The organism is Paenibacillus sp. FSL E2-0151, from assembly GCF_037993015.1.
Classification (GTDB): domain Bacteria; phylum Bacillota; class Bacilli; order Paenibacillales; family Paenibacillaceae; genus Paenibacillus; species Paenibacillus amylolyticus.
On sequence record NZ_CP150308.1, the window covers coordinates 4,512,148 to 4,527,560 of the forward strand.

At 45.4% G+C, this 15,413-nt stretch carries 15 protein-coding genes; 1 reads left to right on the top strand and 14 read right to left on the bottom strand.

Annotated elements, in window-relative coordinates:
• The first annotated feature begins 157 nt into the window (after positions 1-157).
• A complete protein-coding gene (locus tag MHI55_RS20370; RefSeq protein ID WP_076251107.1) occupies positions 158-970 on the top strand; it encodes a hypothetical protein in 813 nt (270 codons plus the stop codon).
• 265 nt (positions 971-1,235) lie between these two features.
• Here MHI55_RS20370 and MHI55_RS20375 read toward each other — a convergent pair whose 3' ends face one another.
• The 14 genes from MHI55_RS20375 to MHI55_RS20440 all read right to left on the bottom strand — a co-directional run bounded on the left by MHI55_RS20375 (position 1,236) and on the right by MHI55_RS20440 (position 15,410).
• Positions 1,236-2,192, bottom strand: coding sequence for a GGDEF domain-containing protein (locus tag MHI55_RS20375; RefSeq protein ID WP_340386700.1), 957 nt, complete (start codon positions 2,190-2,192; stop codon positions 1,236-1,238).
• A 425-nt stretch (positions 2,193-2,617) separates the two neighbouring features.
• Positions 2,618-3,427 (bottom strand): sporulation transcription factor Spo0A, encoded by an 810-nt coding sequence (gene spo0A / locus MHI55_RS20380; protein ID WP_036614349.1) that lies wholly within the window; start codon positions 3,425-3,427, stop codon positions 2,618-2,620.
• A gap of 195 nt (positions 3,428-3,622) precedes the next feature.
• Complete coding sequence (gene spoIVB, locus MHI55_RS20385) at positions 3,623-4,951, bottom strand: SpoIVB peptidase (RefSeq protein WP_036614352.1); 1,329 nt, start codon at positions 4,949-4,951, stop codon at positions 3,623-3,625.
• A 120-nt stretch (positions 4,952-5,071) separates the two neighbouring features.
• On the bottom strand, positions 5,072-6,790 hold the full coding sequence (gene recN / locus MHI55_RS20390) for a DNA repair protein RecN (RefSeq protein ID WP_340386702.1): 1,719 nt from the start codon (positions 6,788-6,790) through the stop codon (positions 5,072-5,074).
• A 55-nt stretch (positions 6,791-6,845) separates the two neighbouring features.
• The gene (gene argR / locus MHI55_RS20395) at positions 6,846-7,295 is read right to left on the bottom strand and encodes a transcriptional regulator ArgR (protein WP_145322615.1); all 450 of its coding nucleotides are present in this window, start codon (positions 7,293-7,295) and stop codon (positions 6,846-6,848) included.
• A gap of 84 nt (positions 7,296-7,379) precedes the next feature.
• The gene (locus MHI55_RS20400; RefSeq protein WP_340386703.1) at positions 7,380-7,865 is read right to left on the bottom strand and encodes a hypothetical protein; all 486 of its coding nucleotides are present in this window, start codon (positions 7,863-7,865) and stop codon (positions 7,380-7,382) included.
• 84 nt (positions 7,866-7,949) lie between these two features.
• On the bottom strand, positions 7,950-8,795 hold the full coding sequence (locus tag MHI55_RS20405; RefSeq protein WP_340386705.1) for a TlyA family RNA methyltransferase: 846 nt from the start codon (positions 8,793-8,795) through the stop codon (positions 7,950-7,952).
• A gap of 22 nt (positions 8,796-8,817) precedes the next feature.
• Entirely contained in the window at positions 8,818-10,725 is a 1,908-nt protein-coding gene (gene dxs, locus MHI55_RS20410) for a 1-deoxy-D-xylulose-5-phosphate synthase (RefSeq protein WP_036614362.1), read from the bottom strand.
• A 282-nt stretch (positions 10,726-11,007) separates the two neighbouring features.
• Positions 11,008-11,931 (bottom strand): polyprenyl synthetase family protein, encoded by a 924-nt coding sequence (locus MHI55_RS20415; RefSeq protein WP_340386707.1) that lies wholly within the window; start codon positions 11,929-11,931, stop codon positions 11,008-11,010.
• Positions 11,906-12,163: an exodeoxyribonuclease VII small subunit gene (xseB, locus tag MHI55_RS20420; RefSeq protein ID WP_017687599.1), complete on the bottom strand. Its 258-nt coding sequence runs from the start codon at positions 12,161-12,163 to the stop codon at positions 11,906-11,908. The genes MHI55_RS20415 and xseB overlap by 26 nt, the downstream gene beginning before the upstream one ends.
• The gene (gene xseA / locus MHI55_RS20425) at positions 12,153-13,517 is read right to left on the bottom strand and encodes an exodeoxyribonuclease VII large subunit (protein WP_017687598.1); all 1,365 of its coding nucleotides are present in this window, start codon (positions 13,515-13,517) and stop codon (positions 12,153-12,155) included. Before xseA ends, xseB begins: the two co-directional genes overlap by 11 nt.
• A gap of 10 nt (positions 13,518-13,527) precedes the next feature.
• Positions 13,528-14,385: a bifunctional methylenetetrahydrofolate dehydrogenase/methenyltetrahydrofolate cyclohydrolase FolD gene (folD, locus tag MHI55_RS20430; RefSeq protein ID WP_017687597.1), complete on the bottom strand. Its 858-nt coding sequence runs from the start codon at positions 14,383-14,385 to the stop codon at positions 13,528-13,530.
• 117 nt (positions 14,386-14,502) lie between these two features.
• The gene (gene nusB / locus MHI55_RS20435) at positions 14,503-14,955 is read right to left on the bottom strand and encodes a transcription antitermination factor NusB (RefSeq protein WP_036675000.1); all 453 of its coding nucleotides are present in this window, start codon (positions 14,953-14,955) and stop codon (positions 14,503-14,505) included.
• Positions 14,956-15,176: 221 nt separating this feature from the next.
• On the bottom strand, positions 15,177-15,410 hold the full coding sequence (locus MHI55_RS20440) for a DUF2273 domain-containing protein (RefSeq protein ID WP_017687595.1): 234 nt from the start codon (positions 15,408-15,410) through the stop codon (positions 15,177-15,179).
• Positions 15,411-15,413: the final 3 nt, after the last annotated feature.

A 15,413-nucleotide genomic window follows, 5' to 3' on the forward strand; every position in this document is an offset into this window, starting at 1 on the left:
CTTATTGATAACCATTATCAATTATTATGATGAAGTACGCAATACAACCGATCTCAATGAATCCATTCAGAAGAAAAAAGAGCTATTCAAATCCTTCTCTTAACATCCGATATATGTAAATAGAACCATGATAAAGCGGAGAAGGAGAACAGAGGATATGAATTCAATCTCATCTGCAACCAAAAGCAGTTTCACTCCCGGGAATCAAGTCTCCAATCGGGATAAAGAAATTCAGGGACTCATGCAGCAGAAGATCCGGCTCAATGAAGAAATGCAAGGTGTAAAAACCAATGACGAGTTGGATACCAAAACCAAAGCTCAGCGAATTAAATCCTTAACAAGCTCCATTTCCCAGATCGACAGCCAGATTGCCCAAATTAAAGCTGAAGAATTGCAAGAAAAGAACAAATTAAGACAGCCCGAAAAGGCTCAACAGCAACAACCCAAACCAACCGACGAGGCACAAGCCCCTTCACTCGATCATCTGATCAAGCATAGTCAGACTTATGATCAATTGGGTAAGCTGGTCGGTTTGCGTGATCGCATGCAGGGCTCCATTCAGACCACCGAAGGAGAAACCCGCTTTGACCGACTTGTTCTCGAGATCAATCCTCCCGCAAATGATCTCGATCTAGGCAAATCAATGATGCTGGAAAATTCAGAACGCACCGTCTTTCAGGCAAAGCGAGAGACCGTCCAGGACATCAACTCCCAGTTAAACAAGGTTAATCAGAAGATTGGGGAACTGGTGGAAGAGATTCATCAGCCGGCACCTAAAAAAGGGGTACAACCACCTATCTCTGCAACATCTGGAGAAGAAGAGCAGGAAGTAAATGAAGGAAAGAAAACGGGAAGTAAGGAGCACCCATCAGATGGCGGAACCACAGATCAGGAATCAGGAAATGGTCCGCAAACTACGGCTTCTACATCTCATGCTGCTTCATATCCATCCGTCGATATTCGAGTCTGAATACGCATTGATCAAACATACTTATATGTATACATAATGAGCTTAAAGATTAAAGTGGCTCGTTTGCTACACAACCTTTAACTCGCATCCAATGATAGAACCGCTATTACAGGTGACTAACTCCTGATAAGTAGCGGTTTTTCTGTATTTTAACGTTTTGGGTATAGAGGCGAAGCCTCAGCTTCCGAAGAAGCTTTCTTACAGAAAGCTTTTAGACCCAGATCTTTAGGTTCTCTCTGTCCTCTACGTTCTCGTAATTTTATTTCTAGCACGGAGTACCGGCGGTATCATTTGCACAGATGATACTTCCAGCAATCGCTTTACAACCTTTTTTGATGCGTGTGGCCTCATCAATTATCTGATCTATGTTTTCATATTTTCGCTTGTTATTGGTTACAACGGCGATGGATACCGACACGAGAGGAATGGGCCGATTTAGCCCGGAACGTCCTTCCCCCAGAACATATTGATGATGCCAATCATGTTCGTTGTAGAATGTCCTTTTCATTTCCTCAAAACCTAAGATGACTTCCTCACTAATATATTTGTAATCATGGTGATTCAGGATCGTAATAAAATCATCACCACCGATATGTCCAAGAAAAGCTTCAGGGGGAACAAATAGCTTGCGAAGCAAGTTAGCTGTCGCCTGAATAAGCTGATCCCCCATTTTGAAGCCGTAGCTATCATTGTAGGATTTGAATTGATCGAGATCAACGTACAGTACGCTAAATTGGTCCATCTGAAGAGCCTGAGACAGCCTTTCATCTATAATATGATTACCAGGAAGACCAGTCAGCGGGTTCATAAAAATCGCCATTTCAGCCCGTACATCAGCAACAGCAAGTAGCAAACGCCGAATACTCACAGCTCCAAAGAAACTTTCTCCTGACGTGACCAACACAAGATCATATATTTCCCCTTCATCTCGGTCCATGGCTAGAACACTGACATCTGTAATCTGTTCTGAATAATCCACGACCAGTGCCTGTGTGTTCATCACCAGTTCTACAGGACGTCCCATATATAGATTATAGCCATACTGGGTGCCAATCTGCTGAAAGAATCGGGGCCGCATCATTAATGACACATCCTTCTCCCCCATAACAGCTATACCTTCCAGACTAGGATTGGACTTGAAAAGATGATAGACGATATCACATTTTGTATCAGATTGTACTACAGGAATTGGTTCAGCAATCTCGCCTATTTGCGTAAACATACTATTCTACTCCTCTGTTCGTAGCATCTTATCCGAACTTTTCAAATATATATGTAGGTCTTTGTCAATGGTCACATCGTACCACTTTCTACTTGAAAAAGCGTTAACTGAGAGTAAAAGTTTATGAATTATTTCCTTTTCTAAACTTTGCTATAGTGAGCTTATTTTAATGCTTGATCTCAAAATTTTGAAGCAATCATGCAACACTAAATTTCATCATCATGTTCTGTGTTATTTCGTTATGCAAAAATACCGTCATTTACTGGATATCTTTAATCCAATAAATGACGGTATTCGTTGGCATATATTACAGAAGTTTATCGGCATGAAATGAACGAATTCAGATATAGGCCGCCAAAAATCCATTTGGCTAGAATCAAATTTGAATCCAAACTATACTTGCCAGCTCACTACTCCTGACCCTTTCAGCTTACCTTATGCTCAATTCTCAGCTTGTCAGCAACCATCGCGATGAACTCGCTATTTGTTGGTTTCGACTTGCTGATATTGATCGTGTAGCCAAACAAGTGGCTGATGCTGTCGATGTTACCGCGAGTCCATGCCACTTCAATGGCATGACGGATGGCACGTTCGACGCGGGACGGCGTGGTTTTGAATTTTTCGGCAATCGCCGGATATAGTGTTTTGGTGATGGCTCCCAAAATTTCGATATTGTTATACACCATCGTAATCGCTTCGCGCAAATACTGATATCCTTTAATATGCGCAGGAACGCCGATTTCATGTATGATGGACGTAATATTTGCATCCAGATTTTTGTGTTTGCCCATTGGCACAACATTGGATGATTTCATGAACATGGATGATCCGCTGCTTGTGGACATCGCCGTCTGTGTTCCCACCAGTTGACGCACACGATTCGCAAGCACTTCCATGTCAAACGGCTTAAGAATATAATAAGAAGCTCCGAGTTGCACGGCACGCTGTGTGATATTCTCTTGTCCGAATGCCGTAAGCATAATGACTTTAGGCTGTGGAGACAGGTTCAGGTCGCGCAAGCGCTCAAGCACACCCAGTCCGTCCAGGTGAGGCATGATAATATCCAGAATCAATACATCCGGCACATCCCGAGTTTGCTCCAGCAATTGCAGTACTTCTTCTCCATTGTATGCAATACCGGTTACTTCCATATCTTCCTGCTCAGATATATATTCGGCAAGCAAATTCGTAAATTCACGATTATCATCGGCCAGCAATACCTCAATTTTTTGCAAAACGGTATCCTCCTTTAAATTAAACATCGTTTCGTACATTTCCTTACACGTTTAATTTTCGACACAGCCAGTTAAATTCCTCCTGTCGAAAATTATTTTTCTTTATTTTTTTTTCTTGATCCTATATAATAAATAATTTATTTCATTATCCGATATATTATGTTTGCTTTCGACAAAAAAGAACCTCAGGGCTGTTTAGCCAGCCTTGAGGTTCTTATCGTTTTCCTTTTTCATCATAACGCCAGCATCTTGTAACATCCATTCAATGAAGCAACCGTAACCCGATTTTGGATCATTCACGAATACATGAGTAACTGCACCGATCAATTTACCATTTTGTACAATGGGGCTGCCACTCATCCCTTGAACGATACCTCCGGTCTTATCCAGCAGTTTCGGGTCCGTAATTCGAAGTACCAGACCTTTTGTTGCTGGTTCAGTTTGATCTGCCACATGAACAATGTCAATGGAGAAGCGCTCAACTTGTTGACCGTCAACCACGGTAAGTATTTCGGCCGGTCCTTCCTTTACTTCATGAGAAAAAGCGACGGGAATACCTTTCGAATACAGACTGTGCTCAGGATTTCCGGACATTTTACCAAAGATACCAAAAGCCGTATTACGTTCAATATTGCCCAAAATTTTGCTTTCCTTGAGGAAATGAGCACGTTTTTCACCCGGATCACCGGTCTCACTTTTAGAAATGGACGTTACATTGGATTGAACGATCTGACCACTACCCACAACAATAGATGTTTGTGTGTTCATATCTGTAATGACATGGCCCAGTGCGCCATATACGCCCTGATCGGGTGCATAGAAGGTAAGTGTGCCAACACCGGCTGCAGAATCACGAATGTACAATCCAAGCCTCCACGCTTGATCCTCGGAGTCATACGCCGGAGTTAATCGTGTCTTCACCGTTTCCTTGCCCCGTTTTAACACAACATCAATACCTTTTTTACTTTTCCCTGCAAGTTCAACGGCTTCAGAGACACCTGCTACGCCATCCAGACGTTTTCCATCCATATGCGTAATCAGATCTCCGAGCTTAATGCCCGCTGTTTCTCCGGGCGATACACGCTCATCCTGACCGGAACGGACCAGATGATGTCCAACCACCAGAATGCCTGCCGATTTAACCTTGACGCCAATCGTTTGTCCCCCGGGTACAACACGCAAATCCGGTATCACATTCACATGGACTGTTTTGACCGGAATTTTACCCCACAACTTCAACGTTAATTTGGCATGTCCCGTCTGTTGAGGGTGAAGATGCAAAGGTTGTTGCCTGGTAACATGCATCGCTGCCTGATCATCCAAACCAACGATATCAGGACGATCTACAACGGCGCTTGAAGCAGCAGGTACAGCGAGCCGGACATCCGCTTGCCTGCCAGCAAACACCTGCAATTCATCCGGCAGTGAAGCATAACTTTGCACAGGCTGAATGGCCTGGCTAATCACACAAAGAAAGAAGGCAAATAAAAGACCTAGCAATTTCTTCCTGAGGGGGGAATTCAATGGCTGTCACACTCCCTTTGCTTCTTTCGCTTGACGAAAGGTGGTCGCCAATTGCGTACCTATAAGATAACCTCGCCCCCAGGCTTTTATTACTGTCAATCATTACGCCAGCCGTCCGTTTCACCCTTTTTTGGCTTCCGCCAAATTCAGCATTTCCTGTGCGTGATGCAGCGTTTTTTCTGTAATTTCCACGCCGCCCAGCATACGTGCCAATTCCTTCACTCTGCCTTCGTCTGACAGCGATTCCACCTGCGTCATTGTCCGTCCATCGTAGACATGTTTCTCAATGAGATACTGATGATCTGCCATACAAGCCACTTGTGGTAAGTGAGTTATTGAGAAAACCTGACAAGTCGAAGACAAACGGAACAGTTTTTCCGCAATGGATTGAGCTGCTCTACCGCTAACTCCGGTATCAACTTCATCAAAAATCAACACAGGTATCCGGTCATGTCGCGCAAAGATACTCTTCATCGCCAGCATCATTCTCGACAACTCACCACCTGAAGCAATTTTGCCAAGTGGTCGTAATGGCTCGCCCGGGTTTGGTGAGATTAGGAATTCCGCATTGTCCGCACCATGACGATTCAGACGAATACGACGTCCATTCCATTCAATCCCCTTTGGATCTTCGAAAGGAGTAATTTGAACACGCAGTGTAGTCCGCTCCATTTGCAGATCCTTGAGTTCGCTTTCCACCTGTGCAGCAAGTTCCTCGGCGCATTGTTTGCGAACCTTGCTGAGCTCTTCAGCAGACTCCATCACAAGGTTAAGCATTTTGTCACGTTCAGCTCGCAATTTCTCCAGCCGTTCGTCCTTGTTCTCCAGTTGGTCGGTTTCATGGCTAATCTGATCATAATAACTCAGAATAAGTTCAACACTGTCCCCGTATTTCCGTCTGAGGCCAGAAATCAGATTCAGCCTTTGCTCCACTTCTTCCAGCCTTGCCGGATTAAATTCAATCTTCTCCCGGTAATCCCTTAACTGAAATGTCGCATCTTCCAATTGATAAAATGCAGATTGTAGCTGTTCTACGATTGGTTGCAGTCCTTTGTTATCATATCCAGAAATGTCTTCAATTCTTGAAAGAGCAATGCTCACAGCTTCAAGTCCGCGTTGACCGCTGAGCAGATCATATGCACCAGCAACACTGTCCATCATTTTCTCACTATGGGATAGTTTGACCCGTTCTTCCCCGAGTAATTCATCCTCGCCTTGTGTAAGGCTTGCTGCTGCGATCTCCTCAAGCTGAAAGCGATACATGTCCAAGAGTTGATATGCCCGCTGACTGGACTCCTGAAGGGCACGCAGTTCTTTTTCCGCCGTGATAAACTTGCTGTAGCGCTCCTGGTACTTCGCTTTGATCGGTCCGATGACTTCCGAGCCATAAGTATCGAGAAGCCCCAGATGGCTCTCAGCGCGTAGCAAACTCTGATGTTCATGTTGTCCATGAATATTGATCAGCTTCTCGCCTACTTCCCGTAGCATGGTCAGATTGACCAATTGCCCATTAATGCGGGACGTACTTTTCCCCTGCGTGTTCAGTTCACGTCGAATAACCAGATGCTCTTCAGGCTCACAATGGATACCCAGCTTCTCTAATGTCTGCCATACCGGATGACTCTGCTCCATCTCGAACAAGGCTTCCATCTCTGCCTTATCACAACCGTACCGGATCAAATCAGCTGAACTTCGTCCACCGGCAATTAAGCCAAGTGCATCTATAATAATCGACTTACCTGCACCCGTTTCCCCTGAAAGTACATGGAATCCCGGGTGGAATACAACATCCACTTCTTCCACCACAGCCAGATTACGAATCGATAACGTAACTAACATCTGCAAAAACACCTCCGGATGACTAACTCAGAAATTATGTTTTTGAACCATTTATTCAAGAAATGTAACCCATGATCCGCTCAATAACGGTCACACTGTTACCTTCAGTCCGGCAGATAATCAGAATGGTGTCATCTCCACAGATCGTGCCCATGACTTCATTCCACTCAATATTATCAAGCAAAGCTGCAATGGAGTTGGCTGTTCCGGGCAAACATTTCATCACAACCAGATTGTTTGTGTGATCAATGTGCAAGAAGTTGTCAACGAGTGCACGCTTCAACTTTTGAATCGGATTATATCGTTGATCTGTCGGTAAAGAGTACTTGTATCTTCCATCATCCATCGGAATCTTGATTAACAGAAGTTCCTTGATATCCCGGGATACCGTCGCCTGAGTCACCTGAAAACCTGATTTGCGTAGTGCTTCAACCAGATCATCCTGGGTCTCAATTTCATTTTGACTAATGATTTCACGAATCTTGATGTGCCTTTGTCCTTTCATATATGCCTCCAGTTAGATGTATTGCAATAAAGCAGCATTTGTAATTCGCCGCAGACTTTGCCCTGCAATGTTCATTCTTTTATATTAGTCCAGATCATCCCCATCATACACATCTTCCTGATAGTCCATGAGCCTGATTAACTTAATATCGGAATCCTCCACGTCAACATACAGCAATCCTTCACAGCCAGGATATAACAACAAATAATTGAGGAAGCGATCCCTTAGCGCAGGACCGGTCATTTCAATTGGCTGTCTGCGACGAGACGTTTTCACGAGGTATCTGAGATCCTCACGTTCTGCAACATAATCAATGAATAATCTGCTGTAATAAACGGATTCATTGGCCTCAAAAGCCAGAGGGACTTTCATTTTCCCACCGATGACTTCGTAGCCCTGTGCTTCAAGCAAATCCAAGGCCGGGGAATCTTGAATCTTCACGTTCAGTTTCATTCCAGACAAGCTTACCGGCGTCGGTCGGTTCACCCAATTACGCAAGCCAAAGAACAGCCACAAGATCAAACAGACAGCAAGTACACCTATAAAGATTGTGTCATATTGACCATCCATTATCGCTCACCTCGAAGACATATTCGAGGTTCAGTAATGATTTCCCTTTACGTCAATCACCTTTCCAGCGAAAAGAAACCCATCTTATGATGAGTTTCCCGTAAATGTATGAGCTGCTTCCTTTGCAACTTGCTCCGCAAGTGCGTCAAGTGAAGCTGGATCGATCTCTGGTTGTGTTGCCTCTGGTGCTTCCAGACGCCAATGTGCGAGAAATTCTATATTACCTTCTCCACCCGTTATCGGTGAAAAAGTTAAACTCTGCAGATGTAAACCAAGTTGATTGGAAAAATGAAGCATTGTCTGCAATACATCCTTGTGTACCTTCGTATCACGTACCACACCGGACTTGCCTACTTTTTCACGCCCTGCCTCAAATTGAGGTTTAATCAATGCAACGATATCTGCAGGTTGTTTCAAAAGAGCCAGAAGTGGCGGCAATATGATTCGCAGTGAAATGAACGACACATCAATGCTCGCAAAGTTCGGCACGGGTCCCGTCAGATCTTCAGGAGTCACATAGCGGAAATTAGTTCGTTCCATAACAGTAACCCGCTCATCATTACGCAAAGACCAATCGAGCTGATTATAGCCCACATCAATAGCGTAGACGTGAGATGCGCCATGCTGAAGTGCACAATCCGTAAATCCACCGGTGGATGAACCAATGTCGAGCATGACAAGTCCATTCATATCAAGGTCGAAATGACGGATCGCTTTTTCGAGCTTCAATCCGCCTCTGCCGACGTAGGGATGTACCGAACCTTTAACTTTCAGCTCGGCTTCCCTTGGAATTTTCATGCCCGCCTTTTCGATCGGCTCATTATTGGCATATACCAGTCCAGCCATGATTGCAGCTTTTGCCTTCTCACGACTTTCATAATAGCCCTGCTCAACCAGCAGAACATCAATTCGTTCTTTCGGGAGTGACATGTCTGTCTCCTATCATGTAAATTTACGAAGGAAAACGTGTTTTGGGTATGCCGTAAGATGATTGAACAGCCATCTTGCGCAGTTCAGCACATACATTTTCAACGGTAAGACCCACTTCCTCACGTTGTTCCTTAATACTGCCATGCTCGATGAAGCGATCCGGAATCCCCATCAATTGTACATGAACATCATGTAGTCCCTGTTCTGCATAAAACTCCAGAACTGCACTACCCATGCTGCCTGCCTGGGATGTTTCTTCAAGTACAATCAATTTGGTGCCTCGAACAGCTAAATCACGCAACATTTGCTCGTCAAGAGGTTTCAGGAAGCGAGCGTTGATTACGCCTGCTGTGATCCCTTCCCGCTTCACCATCTCTGCTGCTTCTTCTGCAAGCTGCACCATCGAACCTGAAGCGATGACTGCATATCCCTCGGATGGACGCAGTTGCTCCCATGATCCGATTGGAATCGGAACAAGTACATCATCCAAAGGTACACCGACCACATTGTTTCGTGGATAACGGTAAGCAATCGGACCTTCATTATAATCAAGCGCCGTTTTCATCATATGACGCAATTCATTTTCGTCTTTTGGCATCATCAGAACGATATTTGGAATATGGCGCATAAATGCCACATCGTATACCCCTTGATGTGTTTCCCCATCCGGACCAACAAACCCCGCACGGTCAATAGCAAACATCACGTTGGCGTTATGACGGCAAATATCATGTACAATCTGATCATAAGCACGTTGCATAAACGTAGAATACACGGCAAAGACCGGCTTCAAACCTTCCATAGCCAGTGCAGCACACATGGTCGCCGCGTGCTGTTCTGCAATACCTACGTCAATCATGCGATCGGGAAATTCCTTACTGAACGGAATAAGACCTGATCCTGTAGGCATTGCTGGCGTTACAGCTACGACCCGCTTATCCTGCTTCGCAAGATCAATTAACGTTTGACCAAACACTTCCGTGTACATCGGTTTTCCGACTGCCTTCAGCACTTGCCCAGATTCAATTTTGTACGGAGAAATCCCGTGCCACTTGTGCGAATCGGCTTCTGCTGGCTGATAACCTTTGCCTTTGGTCGTGAGCACGTGAACGAGCACAGGGCCATCAACGTTATCTGCCTGTTTGAAGGTTTCGATCAATTTGGGAATATCATGCCCATCAATCGGTCCCAAATACGTGAAGCCCAGTTCTTCAAAAAGAACACCTGGTACCATCATATATTTGACACTATCTTTGATCCAGCTTGCCGATTTGGCCAAACGGTCCCCAATAGCAGGAATTTTTTTAAGCATGCCCTCGACATCATCTTTTGCTTTCAGATAATGACGATCCGAACGAATCTTGCTCAAATATTTATGCATGGCCCCAACGTTTGGAGCAATGGACATTTCATTATCATTCAGAATAACCATCAGTTTTCTCTGCTCATGACCGATATGATTTAGGGCTTCAAAAGCCATACCACCCGTAAGCGCTCCATCACCAATCATCGCGATAACTTGGTTGTCCTCACCCTTCAGATCACGTGCAAGGGCCATCCCCATCGCAGCAGACAATGAAGTACTGCTGTGTCCAGCTTCCCATACGTCATGTTCACTTTCGTTGCGTTTGACAAACCCGCACAGACCGTTATGTTGACGCAATGTATCAAAGCGATCCATACGCCCTGTCAGGACTTTATGCACATAAGCCTGATGCCCTACATCAAAAATCATTTTGTCTGCTGGACTGTTATAACAGTAATGCAGGGCTACCGTGAGCTCAACCACGCCTAAGTTGGGTGCGAGATGCCCACCTGTAACAGACAGTTTCTCAATCAGAAACTGCCGGATCTCTGCCGACAAAAGGGCAAGATCATCCTGAGACATCGACTTTAGATCACTGGGTTGTTTAATTTGTGGAAGCAGCACGAGAATCTCCCCGCTTTCCTAGATTGTTTAGTTATTGTTGTAAATCGATATATACATTATGAATCAAATGACATTAAATCATTATAACATAAAAGAACAAGAATCATAATTTACTGCACTATACTCCCGATAACGAGCATTCTCGCCAGCAAGTTATTTAAAATTCTTCTCCATATGTATTCCCGCATCCACTCGGGACAGCTCTTTCCATCTACTCGGAAAAAGGACATTACATTCATTACACGGCTATACAGGTTTTGAAACAGACCGCTCCGTCAGAATCTAATGGTCTCGACTCATCAGATAATCTGCAATTTCCAGCAATCTGGATGCATCAAGTAACTCGGCTCTTTCAAGTGCGTCTTTGGCAGATTGGGTAAGGGATTTCACTTCATCTACAGAAGCCTCCATGCCAATAAAATAAGGATATGTTACCTTCTGCTGATTCACATCGCTCTGTGTTTTCTTGCCCATCTTCTGCTCGTCACCCGTCAGGTCGAGAATATCATCCTGAATCTGAAATGCCAGCCCCAGATCACGGCCAAACACACGTAAGGCTTCCAATTGTCCCTCCGTTGCTCCACCAATTCGTGCTCCAGCAATGAGTGAGAAAACAATCAGATCACCCGTTTTGTGCAAATGGATATATTGGAGCTGTGAAAGATCGGTCATGCCTTGCTCGCCTTCCATATCCGCGACTTGGCCGCCGACCATGCCTCTTGCTCCAGCAAGTTCGGACATGTCCTCTACGATGGACAGTAACGCATCTGCCGCCACACCGCTACGGCGTCCAGCTTGAACAATGCTATAAAAAGCATGAGTTAGCAACGCATCGCCCGCCAATATGGCTGTTGCTTCACCATATACCTTATGATTCGTTAATTTTCCCCTGCGGTAATCATCATTATCCATAGCAGGCAGGTCGTCGTGGATCAGTGAATACGTATGAACCATCTCCACGGCGCAGGCTACCGGCATTGCAGCTGTACGCTGTGCACCGAAGGCTTCCGCCGCAGCAACGACCAGAAGAGGACGAAGGCGTTTGCCTCCGGCCATAAGTGAGTACTGCATCGCATCCGTCAACGATTGGGGTACATCCCAGTGATCGGGAAGCGTATGTTTCAACGCTTCTGTCACCTCAGCTGTGACCTCTTCGAGGTATGCTTGAAACGAAGGACGATTACTCATGGACTTCACCGCTCTCATCGTCAGCAGTTCCGAAAGGCTTCTTGCGAAGCTCTCCATCTTCTTCTACGATCATCTCGATCTTGCGTTCCACTTGTTCCAGCTTCAAACCGCAAAGTTGCGAAAGTTTCATCCCGCGTTGAAACAGATCGATGGCCTGTTCCAACGGAACATCACCATGTTCCAGCTGACCTACGATGTCTTCCAATGCCGCCATTGCCTCTTCAAAATTCAATTCCGGTTCATTCGCCATGGGTATTGTCGTCCTCCTTCATTCCCCAAACCTGACAGTCCAGCTGTCCGTCTGTTAATTTAATCTTAATTGAATCTCCAGGCTGTACATCCTTCGTCGACTTGATCAATCGCTGTTCTTGCTCGTCATAGACAAGGCTGTATCCCCGTGACATGACTTTAAGCGGGCTAAGCGCATCCAGATGCCGCACAGATGATTTCCACTGTTGCTGCTTCGATCTGGCTATAGACCTGATCGCAAGTTCAAGTTGTCTGCGTGCTGCCGCATTCTCACGGCGTGCTGCATTGACCTGCTCACGAGGATTGAACCGTTGCAGTGCTGCCCGCAGACGCTCCTGCTTCTCTCCTGTCCATTTCATACGTGTATCGACTGTTCTCAAAAGCCGTTGGTGCATCATATCCAGTCGTTCCGTATGCTGCATCAAGGTACGTCTTGGATGCACCAGTACTGGCGAACGCTGTAATCTTGCGAGCCGTTCACGATTATGTACAGCACGCTGACGTAAGCTGTGCTGTAACTGGCGCTGACGTTGTCCGATCTGATCAAGCAACTCAGCTCGATTAGGCACAGCTAATTCAGCAGCTGCTGTAGGTGTAGCCGCACGCAAATCGGCTGCAAAATCAGCAATAGTGAAGTCCGTTTCGTGCCCAACCGCAGAAATGACAGGAATATCCGAAGCGACTATTGCTCTTGCCACAATCTCCTCATTAAAGGCCCACAACTCCTCCAGTGAACCGCCTCCGCGTCCAACGATAAGTACATCGGCTTCTCCCATCCGGTTCAGGTTGCCAATCGCTTTGACAATGGAAGGTGCTGCACCCTTGCCTTGAACCAGAACAGGATATAAAACAACTTTGGCAGAAGGATACCTGCGCTGGAGTGTGATCATGATGTCTCGCACCGCCGCTCCCGTCGGTGAAGTTACAACCCCGATGGTCTGTGGATAACGAGGGATCTGTCTTTTTCGAGAAGGTGAAAATAACCCTTCATCCTCAAGCTTTTTCTTCAGCTGTTCGTAAGCCAGATACAGACTTCCAATTCCATCCGGTTGCATATGGGTAGCATAAAATTGATACTGCCCATCCCGTTCATACACCGAGACATTACCACGGGCAATAACCCTTGCACCCTCCTTCGGTACAAAGGGTAATCGCTGGTTATGGGACGCAAACATAATTGACTTGATTCGGCTGTCCTTGTCCTTCAATGTAAAATACATATGGCCGCTGGAGTGATGTGTGAAATTCGAAATCTCCCCGCGCAGCCAGACGTCCGACAGGACCTGATCCGATTCCAGTTTCATCCGGATGTATCGGTTCAGGTCTTTGATGGAGTAGATCTTTTGATCTGCCACAGACAAAACCCTAGGCCAATCCGTGAGCGCGCTTGGCAGCGATCAATGTATTTTGCATCAGCATTGTGATTGTCATCGGACCAACACCACCTGGAACGGGTGTAATTGGACCAGAAACTTCTTTCACACTCTCGAAATCAACGTCTCCTGCCAGTTTGCCATTCTCCAAACGGTTCATGCCGACATCGATAACAACAGCACCTGGTTTCACAAAATCAGCATCCACAAAATTAGCACGGCCGATGGCTACAACTAGAATGTCCGCCTGGCGTGTAATTTCTTTCATGTTGGCTGTACGGGAATGACACATGGTTACCGTTGCATTCTCACGTTGCAGCAACAGCGATACCGGTTTGCCAACGATGTTGCTTCTTCCGATGACTACCGCATGTTTACCGGACATTTCCAATCCAGTACGTTTGATCAGTTCAATTACACCCGCTGGGGTACATGGAAGCAGACTATCGTCCCCAATAACAAGATTACCAACATTGACTGGATGGAATCCGTCTACGTCTTTATCCACGGCAATTGCATCAATAACCGCTTTCTCTTCGATATGTTTTGGCAGTGGGAGTTGAACCAAAATTCCGTTAATGGATTGTTGATTGTTCAACTTGTCCACCAGCGCAAGCAGATCTTCTTGGGACGTATCTGCATCCAAGCGATGTACTTCGGAGTAGAAACCGAGGTCGTGACATGCTTTTTCTTTATTACGCACATAGACTTGGGATGCCGGATCTTCCCCGACGAGCACAACAGCCAGACCAGGTACTACCCCCTGTTCGCTAAGCTGTTTTACTTCTGTTGTCATGCTTGCGCGGATCTCTTGGGATACTTCTTTACCGTTAATAATAGATGCTGTCATTGTACTCTCTCTCCCTTATGTGAATATAAATTTAGAGGTTGTTCAAAAAGCCCGCTTTTGATTACGAAGGTTACTGAAAACCGGTCTTTTTGAACACACACTATAATTAATCTTAACTTAAGATAATTTTGCTTTAATCGCGTCAACTTCCTGAATCATGCGTCCAAGTACACCATTGACGAATTTACCGGATTCTTCTGTACCAAAATATTTGGACAGTTCAATTGCTTCATTGACCGATACCTTTGCCGGGATGTCATCACGGAATACCATTTCATACGTGGACAGTCGTAGAATCTGGCGATCTACACGTGACAGACGGCTGATCTGCCAACCTTTCAAATAATCCACAAGCAAACCGTCAATGGCTTCCTTATTGTTCCAGGCTCCTTGTACAATCTCAGTAACATAAGTACGCATTACATCTTCATCGCGAATAACTACTTCGGTTTCATTATCTTCAGCAGCTTCATTGATCAACATGTTCACAGCTTCTGCTGCACCTACCTCATTCATTTCCATCTGATACAGACTTTGTACTGCAATTTCCCTTGCCAAACGTCTTTTCATGTCCTGCCTCCTGCAGCGCTCCGTCTGGAGCGTCATCATGCTTATTTTAAAATCATGCAAACATCACATCTTATCCAGTATCGGTTAGATCGATGGCTTACACGGTATTGTTATTGTTATCCCTTTTCACAAAAAAACCTGCAATACGTTTCCTCCAAAAAACGGGCAACCTAAACTACAGCTCTATTTTCGGAAGAAACATATTGCAGGGTTCAGGTAGGTCACTTAAACGGACGCCAGCGATCGCCCAGCCATTGTCCCCACTCCCTCCAGGGAATGGACGAACCCAGCTTCGAATCGCTTCGTCTGCCTAACGTATAACCGATGAACACCAAGAGTGCAAAGAACAACATATCCCAAAAACCGATCCATACATAAAGAAATCCAAAAAAGATGCCGCCGATAATTCCGGTAATTCGGCCTCTGTGACTATCCCAAATCTCTTTCCACAGCATCAG

What these genes read in the sequence shown, in the direction of transcription:
- MHI55_RS20370 (WP_076251107.1), top strand. Translation starts at nt 158, where the DNA reads ATGAATTCAATCTCATCTGCAACCAAAAGCAGTTTCACTCCCGGGAAT.
- argR (WP_145322615.1), bottom strand. Translation starts at nt 7,295, where the DNA reads ATGAAAGGACAAAGGCACATCAAGATTCGTGAAATCATTAGTCAAAAT.
- recN (WP_340386702.1), bottom strand. Translation starts at nt 6,790, where the DNA reads ATGTTAGTTACGTTATCGATTCGTAATCTGGCTGTGGTGGAAGAAGTG.
- nusB (WP_036675000.1), bottom strand. Translation starts at nt 14,955, where the DNA reads ATGAAAAGACGTTTGGCAAGGGAAATTGCAGTACAAAGTCTGTATCAG.
- MHI55_RS20440 (WP_017687595.1), bottom strand. Translation starts at nt 15,410, where the DNA reads ATGCTGTGGAAAGAGATTTGGGATAGTCACAGAGGCCGAATTACCGGA.
- xseB (WP_017687599.1), bottom strand. Translation starts at nt 12,163, where the DNA reads ATGGCGAATGAACCGGAATTGAATTTTGAAGAGGCAATGGCGGCATTG.
- MHI55_RS20400 (WP_340386703.1), bottom strand. Translation starts at nt 7,865, where the DNA reads ATGGATGGTCAATATGACACAATCTTTATAGGTGTACTTGCTGTCTGT.
- MHI55_RS20375 (WP_340386700.1), bottom strand. Translation starts at nt 2,192, where the DNA reads ATGTTTACGCAAATAGGCGAGATTGCTGAACCAATTCCTGTAGTACAA.
- folD (WP_017687597.1), bottom strand. Translation starts at nt 14,385, where the DNA reads ATGACAGCATCTATTATTAACGGTAAAGAAGTATCCCAAGAGATCCGC.
- MHI55_RS20405 (WP_340386705.1), bottom strand. Translation starts at nt 8,795, where the DNA reads ATGTCACTCCCGAAAGAACGAATTGATGTTCTGCTGGTTGAGCAGGGC.
- MHI55_RS20415 (WP_340386707.1), bottom strand. Translation starts at nt 11,931, where the DNA reads ATGAGAGCGGTGAAGTCCATGAGTAATCGTCCTTCGTTTCAAGCATAC.